Here is a 19790-nt window from a genome sequence, read left to right as displayed (position 1 = left end):
GGTGATATCAGCCGCTTCAACAATCCGAAGGAACTGCAGAAACTTGCAGGATTTCCGTTGATTTTCTTCTTAGCGGCGTCTTTGTACATCTTACCGGAAGCATTGAACCAGTACCAACCTTCGTCATCACAGATGTCATTTTCACTGCAACCAGGAACTGTTTTCTGTACATCCTCATCAGTATCTAACATACCGGATTTCTCAAGCCACAGCCACTTATTCTCTGTTCTTGCGCCATCCATCTCTTCACCGAAGTAGTAAATAGCTCCTTGCCAATCCTGCCAACCATACAGCATCTCACCATCTTCGTTGAAAAGGTATGTCTTACCATTGATCTTCTTATCCTGATCAGCAACTTTTTTACCCTTGTTGTTGAAATAGTACCAATGCTTACCATCGGAATCCGGATCATCCTGATCATCATCAGACATAGTATACTTCCAAGCGTTTGTCAGCATAGCGCCATCTTCGCCTACATAGTAGTCATCGTCTACCCATGTGTTGGTCTCCATATCTCCCTCATCATCGAGGTGGAACCATTTACCGCCATCTTTTTTCCACTCGCCTGTTACCATCTCATCATCGCTATCATAGTAGTGCCAAACACCAGCGTCATCTTTCTGCCAACCAGCTGCGAAAGAAGTCATGGAAGCACCCATAGCGAGTAAAGCTGCTGCAGAAAGTACTGCAACTAATTTAGTCTGCTTTCTCATAATTAATGCACTCTCCTTTTTACTTTTTGAAATATTTTTCTCGAAATCCTAACTGCATTACCAGGTCATTATACTTCGGATATGGAAAAGTATCGGGAGGTGTTTTCATGTATCGAAAAATTACAATATTTTTAGAATACTGGAAAAACAGTAAACATCGCAAACCATTGATATTGCAGGGGGCCAGACAGGTAGGCAAAACCTATTCTGTTCTCGAATTTGGACGTACCCATTACGAAAATACTGTTTACTTTAATTTTGATACAAATCCAAAGCTTAAGCAGACATTTGATGAAGACATTAGTCCTGAATACTTGGTTCCGATTCTTTCTCATATATCCAGTCAGACGATTGTCCGCGAAACAACATTAATTGTATTTGATGAAAACAAGAAAATCGTGCCTCTGTATGCTGCTTTTTGTATATAAAATACTTTTTACAAAGATAACCAGAAATTTTATGTATTCTTCACAAAAGGAACACATCTTTGCGTTACACTAAAGCCATCAATTTTAAGGAGGCAATCGAGTATGACAGCTAATACAAAAACAACCTGGAGTGTCTGGGGAATCCTTTTTGGCATGGCGATTGTGCTGGGAATCGGAGTGGCATTTTTAGCATTTACTTTAACCAGAGATCCACAGATTCTGGCATTTTTATATGATAAAATCACAGTTCCGCAGAGCCTGCACTTCATTACCAATTTTAAATGGATTTTTAACCTGCTGGTTGTCTGCGTAACAGCAATTCCGGCCGCAGCCGTACTTTATGTAAGCGAGCGGGGATTCAGCCGCTGCGTGCAGCCAAAAGAAAAATAAAGACAGATAAACAAGAAGTGATATATGCTCTAAGTGACTTCTTAATCATGATATTTGTCATGGTTAGTGAAGAAATCACTTAGAGCATTTTTGTTTCAAGACGAACTTGAGATTGAGATCGCGGAACTGGAAAAGGCTGTTACCGGCTACGAGCAGAGCCAGAAATCAGCAGAGAAATTTATAGCCTTGATTGACAAGTATGAGAATTTTGACACGCTGACAAACACCATCCACAAGCAGCCAGTCGGGAGAATATGACATTCCCGATGACCTGCCCAATCGCCGGACAGGTCATGGTCGCGGTTCTTATCCGGCAGCGGCTCGCCCATTGCCAGCAATGCTACGACCTGCTCCAGCAGCTCGATCTTCATGCCACGCTTTATGGCTCGTTTGTAGTCTTTTTTGAAACCGGTCGTGTATTTAACGGTATATTTGGTTTCTTTCATCTTTTCAGGTCAGCAAAGCTGAATCGGAATCCGAGCTTCCAGTTTGCACGTTTAAGTTCTGATTTAGCTAATCGCTTACTCTCCTGTATAATAAACATTTTTTCCAGAACCATTTATATGCAATTTTCCGGCACTGGATAATTCCTTTAAGATCCTATACGCTTTTGTTGTACCTATATTTAAAAGCGCTTCGGTTTCTTTTCTTGTTATTTTTTTATGCTCTGCTACATATGAGAGAATTTCAGCTTTTTCAGAAGATAGCGGCTGTCGGTAAACTGCTACCAGACGTTTCCTTGGTTTTGACAGCTTTTGTATTCCTTCGTTTCTATTTGGAAGTGTAACACGGAAAACACCTTTTGCTGTTTCAAAAAAAGGCTTTTTTTCGTTATCTCCATAGGCTCGTTGAATTTTTCCAATTCCTGTACCATAACTTTCTATTAACATCATGCGATAAAAAATAGCTGCTAAATTAGGATTCCTTGGCTGCGATACACCCAGAAAAATAGAATTTAATTCCAGTCCGGAAACCAATCCTCCCAATGAGACAATTTCTATACGATCGTCATAAATATTTATAAGATTACTTCCGCTAAACGAATAATCTCGATGAACAATACTATTTAAAAGAGATTCTCTGATTGCCTCTTCTGGGTAATCTTTTTTATCAATACGGATTAAACCCGAAAAACTGGCTTGCGTTTTATTGTTTAAATCAATAAACTGATAAACGTCTTCCAATTGTTTTAAAATAGAACCAGAAAATTCCTTTCTATCTCTGAAAACCGCTTTATCTGTTCCTTGAAAAAGAGCCACTTTTGTTGTTACTTCACATTGATCCGATAATAGCAATGCAAGATTTGTGTATAAATGATCATCACCTATCAGTTTTAATGTTTGCATCTGTGATCTTCCAAACGCAATTTTTCGTTTGTGCATCTCATTTTCAAAATACTCAAATGTCAAATCCTGATTCATGCTTCGGCTTGTTTCATAGGAACATCTGCCGCTTTGAATGATCATTTCCCGGATGCCCTCATCTGTCATGGGTTGTGAAGAACTTCCTTTTCGAACATATACACCACTGGGCTTTAGACCTTTTTCCCGAATATAATATGGACGATTCGTTCCTGTTGCAATATTAATTTCAACGACCGTTTTTCCGTCAATTTCCACAGTTTTTATATTGACAAAAGGCATAATATCAGGTGCGATAGAATCTTTTAAAGAACCTGCAACCTGAAGCATGATTGCATCTGGATCATCTACGCCAATAATTGCTCCATCTTTTCTAACACCAATCAAAATAGTACCTCCAGAAGCATTTGCAAAGGCAATTACTTCTTTTCGAATCTCAGGTACATATTCTTGCTTAAATTCCACCTCTTGATTCTCAAACGAAAGCATACTATTCACCTTTCTTTCTTTCTTTCTTTCTTTCTTTCTTTCTTTCTTTCTTTCTTTCTTTCTTTCTTTCTTTCTTTCTTTCTTTCTTTCTTCTATTGTATTTGGGAAAGAAAGAAAAGTCAACGAAAAAAAGAAACGAAAAATCGACAAATCCCACCTCCCGATACTTTTCTATATCCGAAGTATAATGACCTGGTAATGCAGTTAGGATTTCGAGAAAATTATTTCAAAAAGTAAAAAGGAGAGTGCATTAATTATGAGAAAGCAGACTAAATTAGTTGCAGTACTTTCTGCAGCAGCTTTACTCGCTATGGGTGCTTCCATGACTTCTTTCGCAGCTGGTTGGGAGAAAGATGACGCTGGTGTTTGGCACTACTATGACAGCGACGATGAGATGGTAACAGGCGAGTGGAAAAAAGACGGTGGTAAGTGGTTCTATCTGGATGATGACGGCAACATGCTGACAGATTCTTGGGTAGACGATGACTACTATGTAGCTGAAGATGGTCATATGCTGACTAACGAGTGGAAGAAGACCGTGTCCGATGACGATCAGGATGATCCGGACGAGGATGGCGAAAGCTGGTACTACTTCGGCAGCAAGGGTAAAAAGACCACTTCTGATGATAAAAAGATCAATGGCAAGACTTACTTCTTCGATGAAGATGGAAAAATGCAGTATGGTTGGTATGCTGATTCTAACAACAACGTATACTACTTAGGCGAAGAGGATGACGGTGCTAGAACCAACTCTTCTTGGCTGTGGTTAGCTGCTCCGGATTCCGAAGATGATGATGAGAAAGATGCAGCAGATGCCGTAAGCCATGATTCTCAGGATGATGATGATCCGTGTGATGAAGAAGGTTGGTACTGGTTCGGTAGCGACGGTAAGATGTACAAAGACGCTAAGCAGAAAAAGATCAACGGTAAATACTACTACTTCAACAATCATGGTCAGATGCTGTATGAGTGGATCAATGGTGTTAAAGCAAACGTGGCTTCCAATGCAAAACTGGATAGCGATTCCATCGAAGCTACCGCTTCTGAAGTACGTTACATGAACGTAGTTGAAGAGGGCTGGAGAGCTGATGGCTGGTATCAGATCGATGGTGCTGATGCACTTAAGGCAGGCGATGATACCGATTGGTATTACTTCAAAGACGGTAAGGCTAAGAAAGCTGATGACGGTGAGAAGAACAATACTGACTTAACTGATGACGGTGCTAAAGTATATACCAAGAAGATCAAGATCAATGGCAAGAACTTCTGCTTCAATGAAATTGGTCAGATGCAGACTGGTTTACAGATGATCGATAAGAAATTCTACTACTTCGACAATGATGGTTATATGAAGACCGGCAAGATTGCTAATGTTGAAGAAGAGGATGATAACTACACCTACTACTTCGAGACCAAGAATGGTAAGAATGGTCAGGGTTATACAGGTGAGAAATCCGGTTACCTTTACTGGAATGGCAAGAGACTGGAAGCAGATGATGATTACAGAATCTATGTTGTAGGCGAGAAATACTATCTGGTAAACAACAAAGGTAAACTTCAGAAATCTACTTCTAAAGAGTATGATGTAGAAAATTTTGGTGATGACGTTAAGTTTACGTTCAGAAACACATACGAGATTGCCTCTTCTACTAAAGATGGTTCTGAGGGCACCTATAAGAACGCCGCTACATTACCGAAGATTGAGCTGTTCGACAATGCAATTTATCAGGATGCACTGGGCGTTACACACTACGAGAATACAGATGCTTACGAGGCAGCACAGAACGCTGTAGCTAATAAATAATCTATATCTCAAATAACATTTAAAGAAGAGCTGTTACACAAACGTGTGGCAGATCTGAATAAAATGAAAAGGGTTGTGCACTTATATGGTGTAACAACCCTTTTTTGTTAGGGTGATTCCCAGGGGACTTTTTCTATCTGTTCAATCTCTTTCTCCACCTTGTTTCCCCCAGCCTTTCATGATATGATAATAAAAACAGCCTGATTTTTCGAAAGGAGCGATGATTCTATGACGAATCTTAATATTCCGGTTGGCGTCTCGGATTTTTCTCAGATACGTGAAAATGGATATTACTATGTGGATAAAACGGGACTCATTTCGGAATTATTAAAGAAAAGCACAGCAAACGTCACGCTGATTACTCGCCCCAGACGATTTGGAAAGACGCTGGCTATGAGTATGCTGGAACATTTTTTCGATATTCGACATGATAACCATTCGTTATTTCAAGATTTGGAAATCAGTCATGAATCAGCTATTTGTCAAACATGGATGAATCAGCGTCCGACTCTTTTTATTACCTTTAAGGATGTAGATGGGATTACATTTGACAGTGCTTTTGATATGCTGAAATTTGTCATATCCCAGATATGCATCGAATACTCTTATTTGGAGCAAAGCGATGCCGTCAGCGATGCATATAAAGAGATTTTTAAACGACTAAAAAATCAGACTGCATCTGCAACAGATGTAAAGGGTTCTATCCTGATTTTGATGAAAATGATGCAGGCTTATTATGGGAAGACAGTTATTCTTTTGTTGGATGAATACGATGTTCCCGTTGCGAAAGCAAGCAGCAATGGGTATTATCAGGAAATGCTGGAAATCATGAAAGCAATGATGAGTACCTCATTAAAAGATAATTCCAGCCTCTGCTTTGCGGTTGTGACAGGATGCTTGAAAATTGCTAAAGAAAGTATCTTCACTGGAACCAATAATTTTGTTTCGGATACCATCACAGATTCTCGATTAAATGAATATTTTGGCTTTACACAAAACGATGTAAATCAGATTTTAAAGGAATCCAATACTGCCGAATATTCGGATGAAATTAAAGCCTGGTATGACGGTTATCATTTCGGATGCTTTGATGTATATTGCCCGTGGGATGTGATGAATTATCTTCGGGATCTTCAGCATAATCTTTCCATGAAGCCTGAGAGTTATTGGAAGAATACAAGCGATAATGCAATTATTCGCTCTTTCATTGATTATGCTGGAAGCAGTATCACAATGAAATTGGAAAAATTATTGTCCGGCGGATATATTTTCCAAAAGATTGAAGAAAATTTAACCTATGATTATCTTCATTCTTCCGAGGATAACTTATGGAGTATTTTATATTTAACCGGTTATCTGACGCGCGTTCGAGAGATGGATATTCAAGAAACTATTCCAGATGGAACAACCGCGTTGATGATTCCGAATAGGGAAATCAAAGATATTTTTGAGTCAACAATTATAAAATGGTTTAACGAATCAACGAAGCATTGGAACCGCACAGAATTATTTCATGCGGTATGGGATGGAAACAGCGACAGGATGACGGATGAGATGAATAAACTTTTAAGAAAAACCATCAGTTATCATGATTACCGAGAAGACTTTTACCATGCATTTCTGGCAGGTATTTTTACTGGTGCCGGTTATGTGGTGGAGTCGAATAAAGAGCATGGAGAAGGACGAAGCGATGTGATTGTCTACGACTCTGAAAATGGACAATTGGCCCTTTTTGAAGTGAAATATTCCAGCACGCTTGACCAGATGAAACAATCCTGCCAAAAAGCACTTGCCCAGATCGATGAAAAAATGTATGCAAAAGAATTTGAGGATTCCTATGATAAAATTTTGTGTTATGGAATTGCTTTTTTTAAGAAACGCTGCCTGGTATATTTGAAAGATTGAATTAGTAAACGGTACAACGTTCGACCTTGACAAAAAGAGGACTCCGCCACCTCAGACTTCTCTGAAGTGACGGAGTCCTCTTATATCAAGCTATCAGCTTAATGATTCAGATTTGAATTGGATGTCAAATCACATCGGCCGCAAAAAGAGGATTTCTCAATCAACATCTCTTTTTACTGCCGCCGTGACAAATAACTTGCTTTTCATTTTTTAAATTCTAAAATTTTACATTCATGTTTTCGCGTCTTTAAATCATAATTGATTCCAACCAGCAGCATATTTCCTGAATAATCTTCCAGATTCTGGAAATATTGTTTTTTTAATATCTGGTGAATTGCGCCTTCGGCCGATTTGTTCCATTTTAGTTCGACAATCAAAGCTGGCTTATCCGGAAATTCTTTTCGCGGTAAATAAACTATATCTGCAAATCCAGATCCCGATGGAAATTCACGATAAACCTGATAAAAGTTTCTGGCAGCGTAGAGTGCCAGTGATACAGTATAACTCAGTGCATTTTCATTATTATACTGTAAATGGGATGTTTCAAAATGAGCCTGTTCCATATAGACAGCTACTTTTTCTTCATCTTTTCTCCAGATAGCATTAAGTAAATCAGCTGAGTTTTTTAATGCTTTCGAGACCTCTCCCCATTGAGAAACCGAAACCGCATTTACAAACTCTCCACGGATTTCATTATTCGGAATAAAAACTGATTTATGGCTGAAATCGTATCCAAGATATCCCAGATGAATCAGCAAAGTCAGGACATCATCCTCGCTGTGAAATGTCGTCATATCATTGCTGAAACTGCCTGTATTGACCGGTACCATTTCTCCGGCCATCATGCTGAGAACGTCGTCTTTCAGCCCATCAAAATTCATGTCAATATATCCGCGCAGTGCCTCAAATGTTTCGGTCTGGTTCCAATAAGAATCGCAGATACCAGAAGTCATAGCAGCCACAACCGAACGCGGACTGTAAATAGAAGAGGCTTTTTCAAAGCGATATCCATCATACCATTCTTTGATTTCTGCCAAATCCATTTGATAATCTGAGCAGAGGCAGCGCACCTCATTTTCTGTGAAACCGACATATTGCGCCAGAACACCTGGATTTGCCATCGAGAATTCATCAAACATATTGAGCGCAGAATGGGTACCGTATTTTTTTATTGGCAATATTCCTGTCATATATGCCAGATGTATATGTGCCTTATCCTTTAGAAAATCACGAAGAAAATCCAGATATCGTTCCTGAGCCGCTTTATCTTCTGCGTATTCCCTAAAAATACAATCCCATTCATCAATGATTATAATAAATGGCTCATTTGTTTCAGCATAAATTTCCTTCATATTTTCCGTCAGATCTAATTCATCATAAAAATCAATCGTTGGATATTCACGGCGAATTTCTCTCATGAGTGAACGCCGGATCCGCTGAATCAATTCTTCTACATTAGAGCTTCGACTTAAAAATTCCTGGATATTTAAAAATATAGTTGTGTAAGTGTTTAAATATTTTTTATAATCTTTTGAACAGCTGATTTTTCGGTCTTTAAATAAAGTATCAGACTGACATCCCTTACTATAATAAGCAGCCAGCATATTGGCTGTAATGGATTTTCCAAATCTCCTTGGGCGGCTGACGCAGATATTTTTCTGGTTTGTTGCCAGCACACTGTTGGTATAAGAAATCAGCTCTGTTTTATCTACATAGATCTGAGAATGCACCGCTTCTGAAAAAGCTGCGTTTCCGGGATTTAAATATATACCCATATGGCTCCCTCTCTTTTTAATAAAACTGCACGTTTATCACACATCATGATAATTTGTTGTTTTTATTATCATATCATGAAAGAATCAGTGAAACAAGACTTGGAAGATATGCTTAAACTCAAAATGATAGTACTGCAGAGAGTTTTGCATATTCTATTCTTTAACTGACAGAGGGCAAATGCAGTCATACAGACAGGCTTCATTTACATTGCGACCACATAAAAAACTCCGCCATCTCGAAACACTTCGAGGTATCGGAGCTCTTTTTACTAAAAAAGAAGCGGCATTCCAGAAAATATCCTGAAATACCGCTTCTCAATTATCCTAGGTCAAATGACTAATCGAATAAAATTCAGATTAATTATTTGTTTAATCCTAACCAACCTTCAACAGCCTTAGTACCAGCCAGATTTGTGTAGGTATAAATATCGTCATCATACAGCTGGATGAACGGTACAGATACGATCTGATCCTCTGTAACAACATCTTTACCAAACTGAGCTTCTGCATCAGCAATCAGATCCTCAGCTTTGATTGTCTTACCGCTAGCTAAAGTAACGGATACAACTTTCTTGCCGCTGATCTCTACTTTTACATCATCCTCAGCGATGCCCTTGTTCTCGATGTCATACTTCTTGGAGGTCTTCTGAACTTTACCCTTGGTATTGGTCAGATAGATATCTCCATCATAGTAGTACAGTCTGTAGTCATCATCTGCATCCAGTCTCTTACCGTTGAAGTACAGATAATCATCTTTCAGACCATTGTAGCCAAGACCATTCTTACCATTCTTGGTGTTGAAGTAGAATGTGTAATCATCATCGTCGTTCTCTACAGATGTTACGCGGCCAGTCTTCTGATAGCCGTTGGCATCGAAGTAGTAGAATCCGCCGTCAGCCTGGCAGTACTGTAAGCCATCCTGCATCTGACCTTTTTCGTTGAAGGAGAAGTATTTACCTTCAATTTTGATTCTCTGAACGTATACAGCTCCGTCATCATCGTAAGTAGCGAAGTCTTTGGAACCGCCATCAGCGTATTTAACTTCACCGTCATCGATGTAGTACCAGTCTGTATCACCATCAGCATCCAGATCCTCAGCGCCGTCGATCTGATACCAGCCGTTACCTCTGGAACCATCTTCAACTTCGTTGTAGTATCTCATTACGCTGGTTGTAGCTAATTCGCCCTTAGCAAGGTTACCATCAAGCTGTGCGTTGGAACCCTGTTCAACAGCCTTACCATCAATCCACTCGTACAGCATCTGACCGTGCTCGTTGAACATATAGTATTTGCCGTTGATTTTCTTCTTGCCTGTGTCATGATATGCTTTACCAGAAGACTGGAACCAGTACCAACCCTCATCATCACAGTTGTCATCTTCAGAACAATCAAGAACTACTTCCAGATCATCATCATCATCCAGATCGTTCTCATTGTTACCGGATTTCTCAAGCCACAGCCACTGAGACTCAGCTCTCCAACCTTCGTCCTCAGTACCTAAGTAGTATGCGTTGCCGTCTTCCTCGTGCCAGCCATACTGCATCTCACCATCTTCGTTGAAGTAGTAGGTCTTGCCATTGATCTTCTTATCTGTATCGGTAACTTTTTTACCTTTGTTGTTGAAGTAGTACCAATGCTCGCCGCCGTCTTCCGGATCATCTTCATCCTCATCAGCCATGGTCTTTTTCCACTCGTTGGTCAGCATATGACCATCTTCAGCTACATAGTAGTCATCATCTACCCATGTATCTGTCTCCATCTCACCATCTTCGTCAAGATGGAACCATTTACCGCCATCTTTCTTCCACTCATCGGTTACCATCTCATCATCGCTGTCATAGTAGTGCCAAACTCCAGCGTCATCTTTCTCCCAACCAGCTGCGAAAGAAGTCATGGAAGCACCCATAGCGAGTAAAGCTGCTGCAGAAAGTACTGCAACTAATTTAGTCTGCTTTCTCATAATTAATGCACTCTCCTTTTTACTTTTTGAAATATTTTTCTCGAAATCCTAACTGCATTACCAGGTCATTATACTTCGGATATGGAAAATTATCAATAGTTTTTTTACAGAATTTCCAACTTTTTATTTTGAAGTGGAATATTGTCTGTATTTCCTATGTTTCTCTTCCCTGTGAAGTACTGCCTTTCTCCGATACATCCACATTATAATACACGTTTTTCCAAAATACCATAACATTTATCTGTGCATTTTCTTACGGATTTTTTACGAAAATTCTTTATAGTTTCGTAATTGTATTTATATTTGTACAATCCTGTTTTAACCGCTAAAATGCCTGTATTTCCAGTATTTTTTACGTTTCTTATTTCCCACAGACCACCTTATCAAGCCTTTCGTCACTGTTCACGCATACGTGCCCAGTAACAGTCTTTATTCTCCCCCCGCAGCATTGCTTTTTCCGTTTACTTTCTCTGTGTTTATGCTATAATGTTCATATATCACTTTTGATTTTATTTTTTGAACATGCAACAACTAGAACCTATTTTCACTCTTATCCATCTATAATGATGACGAAATACGTGAATATATAAGAGAAAAATAAAAGAATTTAATAATTCAGGAGGTTTTATATGGATCGCTATGGACTGATCTGCCGGAGTTTCTATGAGAATCCGGATGTGACCCAGCGGGAGCTTGCTTCGATTTTGAATCTTTCCCTGGGGACTGTGAATAAATTGCTTGGGGACTGTCTGGAGGAGGCATTTCTCATGACGGATATGGATACGGGGAAATATCTGCTGACCGAACAGGGGCTTAAGTATCTGGAACAATTTAAAGTGGATGGCGCCGTCATTACCGCCGCCGGGTTTGGCTCCCGGTTTGTGCCGCTGACGTTTGAGACGCCGAAGGGGCTTCTGGAAGTGTTTGGCGAGCGGATGATTGAGCGCCAGATCAAGCAGCTCCATGAAGCGGGGATCACGGATATCACAATTATCGTCGGTTATTTAAAGGAAAAGTTTGAATATCTGATCGACAAATATCAGGTCAAACTCCTCTATAACCCGGAGTACGCCACCAAAAATAATCTGGCTACGATCTACCATGCCCGCGAGCTGTTCCGCGGCCGCAATATGTATCTGCTTGTCTCGGACAACTGGATTCGAAATAATATGTACCATAAGTATGAGTGCGGCGCGTGGTACTCTTCCGTTTACATGGACGGTGAAACGTCTGAGTGGTGTCTTTCTTCTAATAAAAAGGGACGCATCACATCGGTGCAGGTCGGTGGGCATGATTCCTGGGTCATGTATGGACCTGCGTTCCTCTCGCGTGATTTTTCCAACCAGCTCATTCCGCTCATTGAGGAAGCCTATCATCAGCCTGGCACAGAACAATGGTACTGGGAACAGGTTGTCGTCGATCATATCAAAGAACTGGATTTTTCGATGAACTGCCAGCCGGCGGATCAGGTCTATGAGTTTGAAAACCTGGAAGAACTGCGCCTGTTTGATCCGAAATATCAGAATCATTCGGACAATGCCGCCATGCAGCTGGTCGCACGCGTTTTCAATGTAAAAGAGGAAGCGATACACAACATCCGCTGTCTCAAATCCGGCATGACAAACCAGTCGTTCCTGTTTGAACTGGATGGAAAACATTATATCTGCCGCATTCCGGGTCCGGGAACAGAATTTCTGATTAACCGGAAAGAGGAGGAGGCTGTTTACAAGGCGGTCACACCGCTTGGCATTACCGAACATATTTTGTATTTTGACGGAAAAACCGGCTACAAGATCGCCCAGTATTATGAGGGCGCTCGGAATGCGGATGCAAAGAACCCGCAGGAAATGGCCGCCTGCATGGAGATGCTGCGGAAGCTGCATCATTCCGGCGTGACGGTTCCGCACACGTTCCGCATCCGGGAACGGATTGATTTTTATGAGAGGATCTGCCGCGGACATGAGGAAATGCTGTTCGCGGACTACCCGGCAGTCCGCGCCCGGATGAATGAACTGATGGATCGGCTGGATACACTGGAACGTCCTTGCTGCCTCTCCCACATTGACTCGGTTGCAGACAATTTCCTGTTTCTGCCGGACGGCTCCCTACGTCTGATCGACTGGGAGTATGCGGGCATGTGCGATCCGCTCATTGATATTGCGATGTGCAGTATTTATTCATATTATTCACAAGAAGAGCTCGACCATCTTCTGGAAGAATATCTTCAGCATGCCCCATCGGACGAGGAACGTTTTGTCACGTATGCCTATGCGGCGCTGGGCGGTTTCCTGTGGGCGCTCTGGGCGGTCTTCAAGAGTATGGAAGGACGCGAATTTGGCGATTACACGATCGTGATGTACCGGTATGCTAAAAATTATTATCGAAAAATTGTTTCCGAGGGCTTGTTAAAATTGTAATATTTCCGTTAGGTATTTTACATTTTTCTATGTTATACTTATAAAGTAATTTGATATGATACCAGGGTCAAAAGGTCAGAAGTTCGACGCAAGCTTGCTTGCAGGAGAATTTTTGACCTTGGGACCCGCCAAAAACATGAGTAAGTAGCCATTTTTCAAAGAAAAATTAGCGAATTACGAATGTTTTTGAAGATTGCGGGAGCATATAGTGCGGAGCAATCTGGTATCAGAGGGGTCAAAATGCCTTTTGACCCCAACATCTTTGATATTAATTTCTACTGTAATCATAAATAACGATAAATCACATTGCAAGGGGGATACGCGATGCGGAAAAGATATGCAAAACTGCTTGGGCTTGCCTGCCTGATCGGTGCCATGGGGCTGCTTCCTTCTTCCCAGAGCCGTGCGGCCGGATGGCTGAAGGACGGAAACTACTGGTACTACATGACCGACGACGGTCAGAAGCATACCGGATGGGTACATATCGGAGAGAAATATTATTATATGGATGATTCGACCGGCAAGATGGTGACTGGATGGCGTCAGGATTCATCCACTTCCGCCTGGTATTATTTCAACCAGAGCGGCGAGATGATGACTAAATGGCAGAAAATCAACAACTACTGGTACTATTTTAACCAGTACGGTGTGATGCAGAAGGGCTGGCTCCAGCTTGATACGGTCTGGTATTATCTGGGCGATGATGGACGGATGTTTACCAACTGGCAGAAGATGGATAACGGCACCTGGTATTATTTCGGCACGGACGGGGCGATGCGGACTGGATGGCAGAAGGTAAACAGCACCTGGTATTATCTCGACGAAAATGGAAAAATGCTGACCGGTTGGCAGCTTATTAAAAATGAATACTACTATCTCCATGATGGCAAGATGCTGACTGGCTGGCTCAATGACAGCAACGGAAACACCTACTACATGGACAAGACAGACGGCAATATGAGCCGCGGCTGGAAGCAGATCGACGACACCTGGTACTATTTCAATGAGTACGGACACCGTCAGAAAGGCTGGATTAAGGTATCCGGCACCTACTATTATCTGGATGAGAACGGTAAGATGGCTTCGAACACAACCCGGACGATTGATTCGGTGAAATACACCTTTGCCAAGAGCGGTGCGTGCCAGAATCCACCGTCCAGTCTCTCCGGCATGAGCGACAGCTATTTTGACCCAAGTGCTTCACAGGGAACAGGGACTTCGTCTGGCAGTTCTTCTTCAAGCAGCACTTCGGGGCCAAGCGGAACGGCTTCGAACAATTCCAATTCAGGGACCTCCAGTTCAGGTAACACCAACAATTCGAATAGTTCCGATCATTCGACCAGTTTTACTGCACCGGGAAGTTCCAACAGCTCCAGCTCGTCAAATGGTTCTTCGTCGGGCACAACCGTTCCGATTCCTGGAAGCGGCTACAGCAGCTCCACTTCCACGCCGGGCGGGACTTCCAGTTCGTCAGGCTCTTCGAATAACCAGACAAGCAGCAGTTCCACCAGCGATACCGGCAATGTACCAAGCCGCATCTACAGCAACGGCACGACTTACACCGCACCGACGACATCGAACTCCAGCTCGTCAGGCTCTTCGTCAAATTCGTCCGATAAACGGATTAACGGATTTACCTCCAATCAGGGCGATACGATTCAGGAGGGACAGACGCAGGGTCCTGGACGGAAATAAACCGTATTTGCAAAATATATAATTGAAATAAAAAAGATTTTGACCAACGATTCATAGCCTATATCGATGGTCAAAATCTTTTTAATTAAAATCATACCTTCTAAAAGCTGCCTACACCTCAAACACCAAATCCCCATAACTCGGGAACGGCCATAATTCTTTATCTACCAGCATTTCCAGCTCGTCTGCCGGTTTACGGAGAGCTGCCATCGCCGGGCATACCTCATGCAGATAGGCGAATGCTTTTTCTTTGTTATCCTTGATCGCAGATGCCTTTGCCAGGATATCTTTGAGTGCTGCCAATGCCACCTTCATCTCTGAAAGTTTATCCGAGGTCTCTAAAAGCAGTTCTTTCTGGACGCTGACATCGGCTTCCTCACAGGCAGTCCGGACGGCTGTCAGGGAGGAAGCAAGCTGAGTCGTATATTTGACAACCGCCGGGATGATCTGCTTGCCTGCCATGTCGATCATCGTCTTCGCCTCGATGTTAACAGTCTTGGAATATGCCTCATACTCGATCTCGGCACGGGATTCCAGCTCGGTCCGGGTGTACACGCCAAATTCTTCAAAGAGCTTGATCGCTTTCTCGGTCCGGATTGCCTCGACAGAATCGATACCCGCTTTCAGGTTCGGGAGTCCACGGCGCTCTGCCTCTTTAACCCATTCCTCAGAATAACCATTTCCGCTGAAAATGATACGGCGGTGCTCTGCAAACAGACGCTTGATGATATCATGGACTGCGCTGTCAAAATCATCGCTGTTTTCCAATTCGTCCGCAGCCTCTTTAAACGCCTCTGCCACGATCGTGTTGAGCACGACGTTCGGGGATGAAACAGAATCCGAAGAACCAACCATACGGAACTCGAATTTGTTACCGGTAAACGCAAACGGTGAAGTACGGTTGCGGTCGGTTGCATCCTTGACGAAATCCGGAAGTGTAGCTACTCCCGTCTGAAGTACCTCGCCTTTCTTAGAATGTGCGGCTTCGCCCGTGCTGCACAGCTGATCGATAACATCCTCCAGCTGCTCGCCCAGGAAAATAGAGATGATCGCTGGCGGCGCCTCTGCCGCACCCAGACGATGATCGTTGCCCGGAATCGCGGTGGACTCGCGCAGCAGATCCGCGTGTCTGTCAACTGCTTTCATGATGCACGCCAGAACCAGAAGAAACTGTACATTTTCGTGCGGCGTCTCGCCCGGATTCATCATGTTGATGCCGTCGTCGCTCGTCAGGGACCAGTTGTTGTGCTTACCGGAACCATTGATTCCGTCAAATGGTTTCTCATGCAGCAGACAGGTCAGACCGTGATGTCCTGCGACACGCTTCATCGCCTCCATGACCATCTGGTTGTGATCGACTGCCAGATTGACCTGACAATAGGTTGGCGCTAATTCATGCTGTGCTGGTGCAACTTCGTTGTGCTGTGTCTTTGCACTGACCCCCAGACGCCACAATGTCTCATTTAACTCTTTCATGAACGCACCGACTCTCGGACGGATGCTTCCAAAATAGTGATCATCCATCTCCTGTCCTTTCGGCGGCATCGCGCCAAACAGGGTACGACCGGTGTAGATCAGGTCTTTTCTCTGTAAATATTTGTTCTTATCAACCAGAAAATACTCCTGCTCCGGTCCCACATACGGAATCACACGGTGGGAAGTCGTATTTCCAAACAGGCGGAGAATCCGGAGTGCCTGCTCGTTGATTGCCTGCATGGAACGCAGCAGCGGTGTCTTCTTATCCAGTGCTTCGCCGCGGTACGAACAGAATGCAGTCGGTATGTAGAGTGTCACGCCCAGCGTATCTTCCCGCAGAAATGCCGGGGAAGTACAATCCCAGGTTGTATAGCCGCGTGCCTCAAAGGTGGAACGAAGTCCGCCCGACGGAAACGAGGATGCATCCGGCTCGCCCTTAATCAGCTCTTTACCGGAAAACTCCATGATAACGCGTCCGTTGGAATCCGGTACGGAGATAAACGCATCATGTTTTTCTGCCGTAATGCCGGTCAGCGGCTGGAACCAATGGGAATAATGCGTCGCACCGCGCTCGATCGCCCAGTCTTTCATCGCGTGTGCGACAACATCTGCGATGGACGGATCCAGCTCAGCTCCGTCTTCAATGGTTTTCTTCAGTTTTTTGTAAACACTTTTCGGAAGGCGTTCCTGCATCGCCTTGTCATTAAACACATTTTTTCCGAAAATTTCCGGTACATTGATAATCTCGCTCATTCAATCCCTCACATTAATATGAAAACAGACCGGACCGCCGGTATGTATATCCGCGTTGCGAAATGTACATCCCTGCAGTCCGGTCATGAACCTTACTTATTCATCAGGCTTTTCCGATAGAACCGAACAGTTCCATCTTTGTCTTAACCGTCTCTTTGATCGCCTCAAAACCAGGTGCAAGAAGTTTACGCGGGTCAAATCCTTTGCCCTGCTGATCCTTACCAGCCTCGATATACTGGCGGGTTGCCTCTGCAAATGCCAGCTGGCACTCAGTATTTACATTAATCTTCGCTACACCTAAAGAAATGGCTTTCTTGATCATATCTTCCGGAATACCGGTACCACCGTGAAGAACCAGCGGCATATCGCCTACTTTTTCTTTTACGGCTGCCAGCGTCTCAAAGCTTAAGCCTGGCCAGTTTGCCGGATATTTGCCGTGGATATTGCCGATACCTGCTGCCAGCATATCAACTCCGAGGTCTGCAATCGCCTTGCACTCGTTCGGATCTGCACATTCGCCCATACCGATCACGCCGTCTTCCTCGCCGCCGATGGAACCAACCTCAGCCTCCAGGGAAATACCTTTCTCCGCGCAGACTTTGACTAATTCTTTGGTTTTCTCTACGTTCTCGGCGATCGGATAATGGGAGCCGTCAAACATGATGGAAGAAAATCCAGCATCGATACATTTGTAGCAGCCCTCGTAGGTGCCGTGATCCAGATGCAGCGCAACCGGAACCGTGATGTTCAGCTCTTCGATCATCGCTTTTACCATCGCAGATACTGTCTTAAAGCCAGTCATATACTTGCCTGCGCCCTCTGAAACACCTAAGATAACCGGTGAGTTCTGCTCCTGTGCCGTCAGTAAAATTGCTTTGGTCCATTCAAGATTGTTGATGTTGAACTGACCAACCGCATATTTGCCATCTCTTGCCTTCTGAAGCATTTCCTTCGCACTAACTAACATATACAAACCTCCTCGTTGTCTCTTTTTGATCTAACCAGAGTCTATTATATACCATAATTCAGTATTTGCCTAGCCTGTCAAAAAAATAACAGGCAATTATTTTAATATTTTGTAACTTTTACTGTAAAATCTCCGAAACGGTCTTCTCCATCTCCTCCGGCTTGCACTGGCGGTTGTGACGGATCTCTGCCTTGCGGATCTCCTCGATCGCCTGCGGGATCTTCACGCCGGATGCTTTCTCCATCTCGTCGATAAGCTCGAACTCGCCCTTGCCTTCTTCGCTGCCGAAGATTGCCTCCATGACGCTGCGGGAGAATTTATATGGGCTTGCCGTCGATGCGATAACTGTCTTCTTGGTATCGCCTGTCTCCTTCACATAGTTATGGTATACGCAGGATGCAACGCCGGTATGCGTGTCGATCATATAACCGGTCTCATCGTAGAGACGCTTGATCTCGGCTGCATTTGCCGCCTGATCAGCATAACCGCCGACAAAATCTGCCATGCGCGCACGCATCTCGTCGGTAACCGAATATTTGCCATCTTTCGAAAGCTCTTCCATGCGTTTCTTGGTCTCCTCCGCATCGCAGCCGGTGGAGAGATAAATCAGACGTTCCAGGTTGCTGGAAATCAGAATATCCATCGACGGGGAAGAGGTCAGGATGAATGGACGGTTCTTGTCATATACGCCTGTCTTAAAGAAGTCGTACAGAACTTTATTGTCATTGGACGCGCAGATCAGCTTGTCGATCGGCACACCCATCTGTTTTGCAAAATAAGCCGCTAAGATATTGCCGAAGTTTCCGGTCGGAACGGTTACATTGATCTTCTCACCGTTCTCGATCTCGCCGTTTTCAAGCAATTTTGCATACGCATATACATAGTATACAACCTGTGGTACGAGACGACCGATGTTGATGGAGTTTGCGGAAGAGAGCTGATAGCCTCTGCCTGCTAATTCTTTGGCAAATTCTTTGTCACCAAAGATTTTCTTGACACCGCTCTGTGCATCATCAAAGTTTCCGGAAATACCGACAACGCTTGTGTTCGCGCCCTTCTGGGTCAGCATCTGCAGCTCCTGCACACGGCTGACGCCGTCCTTCGGGTAAAATACGATAATTCTGGTTCCCTCAACGTCTGCAAAACCAGCCATCGCTGCTTTTCCGGTATCGCCGGAGGTTGCGGTCAGGATCACGATCGTGTTCTCCGCATGGTTCTTCTTCGCCGATACGGTCATCAGATGCGGCAGGATCGAGAGCGCCATATCCTTGAAGGCAATCGTGCTTCCGTGGAACAGCTCCAGATAATATGCTCCGTCTGCTTTGACAAGCGGCGCAATCTCTTCCGTATCAAACTTACTGTCGTAAGCGCGCTCGATACAGGTTTTCAGCTCTTCCTCTGTGAAATCAGTCAGGAACTGCTTCATAACTGCATAAGCTACTTCCTGATATGTTTTATGGGATAATTCTTCCAGGCTGCAATCTAACACCGGGATATGATCCGGCATGAACAGGCCGCCGTCTGCTGCCAGTCCCTTTAAGATCGCCATCGAAGCCGTTACGTTGTTTTCACCGCCACGGGTACTGCTGTAATTGATTGCCATGATTTTCATCCTCTCTTTTTATCTTTCCCCATCGTCCCCATCTTTGCAAAGGAT

The 19790-nt window shown here is 43.5% G+C and carries 12 protein-coding genes and 2 pseudogenes; 6 read left to right on the top strand and 8 right to left on the bottom strand.

What is annotated here, in order from left to right; all coding sequences use genetic code 11:
• Nucleotides 1-713: pseudogene (locus DWZ76_RS10715) on the bottom strand (glucan-binding protein); the annotation flags it as partial.
• Between the two features lie 107 nt (nucleotides 714-820).
• On the opposite strand from DWZ76_RS10715, the gene DWZ76_RS10710 reads away from it, so the two are divergent.
• Nucleotides 821-1141, top strand: a complete 321-nt coding sequence (locus DWZ76_RS10710; protein WP_107001446.1) for an AAA family ATPase — start codon at nucleotides 821-823, stop codon at nucleotides 1139-1141.
• 102 nt (nucleotides 1142-1243) lie between these two features.
• On the top strand, nucleotides 1244-1531 hold the full coding sequence (locus tag DWZ76_RS10705; RefSeq protein ID WP_107001445.1) for a hypothetical protein: 288 nt from the start codon (nucleotides 1244-1246) through the stop codon (nucleotides 1529-1531).
• A 231-nt stretch (nucleotides 1532-1762) separates the two neighbouring features.
• Here DWZ76_RS10705 and DWZ76_RS15485 read toward each other — a convergent pair.
• Nucleotides 1763-1977: pseudogene (locus tag DWZ76_RS15485) on the bottom strand (type II toxin-antitoxin system YafQ family toxin); the annotation flags it as partial.
• A 75-nt stretch (nucleotides 1978-2052) separates the two neighbouring features.
• Complete coding sequence (locus DWZ76_RS10695; protein WP_243017813.1) at nucleotides 2053-3531, bottom strand: RNA-binding domain-containing protein; 1479 nt, start codon at nucleotides 3529-3531, stop codon at nucleotides 2053-2055.
• Between the two features lie 106 nt (nucleotides 3532-3637).
• Here DWZ76_RS10695 and DWZ76_RS10690 point away from each other — a divergent pair, with 106 nt between their 5' ends.
• The gene (locus DWZ76_RS10690; RefSeq protein ID WP_107001444.1) at nucleotides 3638-5185 is read left to right on the top strand and encodes a glucan-binding protein; all 1548 of its coding nucleotides are present in this window, start codon (nucleotides 3638-3640) and stop codon (nucleotides 5183-5185) included.
• 228 nt (nucleotides 5186-5413) lie between these two features.
• Entirely contained in the window at nucleotides 5414-7090 is a 1677-nt protein-coding gene (locus tag DWZ76_RS10685) for an AAA family ATPase (protein ID WP_107001443.1), read from the top strand.
• A 203-nt stretch (nucleotides 7091-7293) separates the two neighbouring features.
• Here the strand turns inward: DWZ76_RS10685 and DWZ76_RS10680 are convergent, their stop codons facing one another.
• Both DWZ76_RS10680 and DWZ76_RS10675 read right to left on the bottom strand, forming a co-directional pair.
• Nucleotides 7294-8865 carry an AAA family ATPase gene (locus tag DWZ76_RS10680; RefSeq protein ID WP_107001442.1) on the bottom strand — a complete coding sequence of 524 codons (1572 nt, stop codon included), beginning with the start codon at nucleotides 8863-8865 and terminating at the stop codon, nucleotides 7294-7296.
• A 361-nt stretch (nucleotides 8866-9226) separates the two neighbouring features.
• Nucleotides 9227-10825: a glucan-binding protein gene (locus DWZ76_RS10675; RefSeq protein WP_118472622.1), complete on the bottom strand. Its 1599-nt coding sequence runs from the start codon at nucleotides 10823-10825 to the stop codon at nucleotides 9227-9229.
• Nucleotides 10826-11454: 629 nt separating this feature from the next.
• On the opposite strand from DWZ76_RS10675, the gene DWZ76_RS10670 reads away from it, so the two are divergent.
• Both DWZ76_RS10670 and DWZ76_RS10665 read left to right on the top strand, forming a co-directional pair.
• Nucleotides 11455-13242, top strand: coding sequence for a phosphotransferase (locus tag DWZ76_RS10670; protein ID WP_118472621.1), 1788 nt, complete (start codon nucleotides 11455-11457; stop codon nucleotides 13240-13242).
• Nucleotides 13243-13566: 324 nt separating this feature from the next.
• Entirely contained in the window at nucleotides 13567-14937 is a 1371-nt protein-coding gene (locus tag DWZ76_RS10665; protein ID WP_118472620.1) for an N-acetylmuramoyl-L-alanine amidase family protein, read from the top strand.
• Nucleotides 14938-15048: 111 nt separating this feature from the next.
• Here the strand turns inward: DWZ76_RS10665 and DWZ76_RS10660 are convergent, their stop codons facing one another.
• The 3 genes from DWZ76_RS10660 to thrC all read right to left on the bottom strand — a co-directional run bounded on the left by DWZ76_RS10660 (nucleotide 15049) and on the right by thrC (nucleotide 19736).
• A complete protein-coding gene (locus DWZ76_RS10660; protein WP_118472619.1) occupies nucleotides 15049-17166 on the bottom strand; it encodes a glutamine synthetase III in 2118 nt (705 codons plus the stop codon).
• Between the two features lie 103 nt (nucleotides 17167-17269).
• A complete protein-coding gene (gene fba / locus DWZ76_RS10655; protein WP_022360285.1) occupies nucleotides 17270-18133 on the bottom strand; it encodes a class II fructose-1,6-bisphosphate aldolase in 864 nt (287 codons plus the stop codon).
• Between the two features lie 118 nt (nucleotides 18134-18251).
• Nucleotides 18252-19736, bottom strand: coding sequence for a threonine synthase (gene thrC / locus DWZ76_RS10650; RefSeq protein ID WP_118472626.1), 1485 nt, complete (start codon nucleotides 19734-19736; stop codon nucleotides 18252-18254).
• Between the last annotated feature and the right edge of the window lie 54 nt (nucleotides 19737-19790).

This window comes from Clostridium sp. AF35-15, from assembly GCF_003477745.1.
In the GTDB taxonomy this organism is placed as follows: domain Bacteria; phylum Bacillota; class Clostridia; order Lachnospirales; family Lachnospiraceae; genus Otoolea; species Otoolea fessa.
Note: the sequence above shows the minus strand (reverse complement) of the source record. Positions and strands in the feature narration are given on the sequence as shown.

Excerpts from the sequence above, each read along its gene's own strand:
- DWZ76_RS10710 (WP_107001446.1), top strand. The coding sequence starts at position 821 with ATGTATCGAAAAATTACAATATTTTTAGAATACTGGAAAAACAGTAAA.
- DWZ76_RS10705 (WP_107001445.1), top strand. The coding sequence starts at position 1,244 with ATGACAGCTAATACAAAAACAACCTGGAGTGTCTGGGGAATCCTTTTT.
- DWZ76_RS10690 (WP_107001444.1), top strand. The coding sequence starts at position 3,638 with ATGAGAAAGCAGACTAAATTAGTTGCAGTACTTTCTGCAGCAGCTTTA.
- DWZ76_RS10685 (WP_107001443.1), top strand. The coding sequence starts at position 5,414 with ATGACGAATCTTAATATTCCGGTTGGCGTCTCGGATTTTTCTCAGATA.
- DWZ76_RS10680 (WP_107001442.1), bottom strand. The coding sequence starts at position 8,865 with ATGGGTATATATTTAAATCCCGGAAACGCAGCTTTTTCAGAAGCGGTG.
- DWZ76_RS10675 (WP_118472622.1), bottom strand. The coding sequence starts at position 10,825 with ATGAGAAAGCAGACTAAATTAGTTGCAGTACTTTCTGCAGCAGCTTTA.
- DWZ76_RS10670 (WP_118472621.1), top strand. The coding sequence starts at position 11,455 with ATGGATCGCTATGGACTGATCTGCCGGAGTTTCTATGAGAATCCGGAT.
- DWZ76_RS10665 (WP_118472620.1), top strand. The coding sequence starts at position 13,567 with ATGCGGAAAAGATATGCAAAACTGCTTGGGCTTGCCTGCCTGATCGGT.
- DWZ76_RS10660 (WP_118472619.1), bottom strand. The coding sequence starts at position 17,166 with ATGAGCGAGATTATCAATGTACCGGAAATTTTCGGAAAAAATGTGTTT.
- fba (WP_022360285.1), bottom strand. The coding sequence starts at position 18,133 with ATGTTAGTTAGTGCGAAGGAAATGCTTCAGAAGGCAAGAGATGGCAAA.
- thrC (WP_118472626.1), bottom strand. The coding sequence starts at position 19,736 with ATGGCAATCAATTACAGCAGTACCCGTGGCGGTGAAAACAACGTAACG.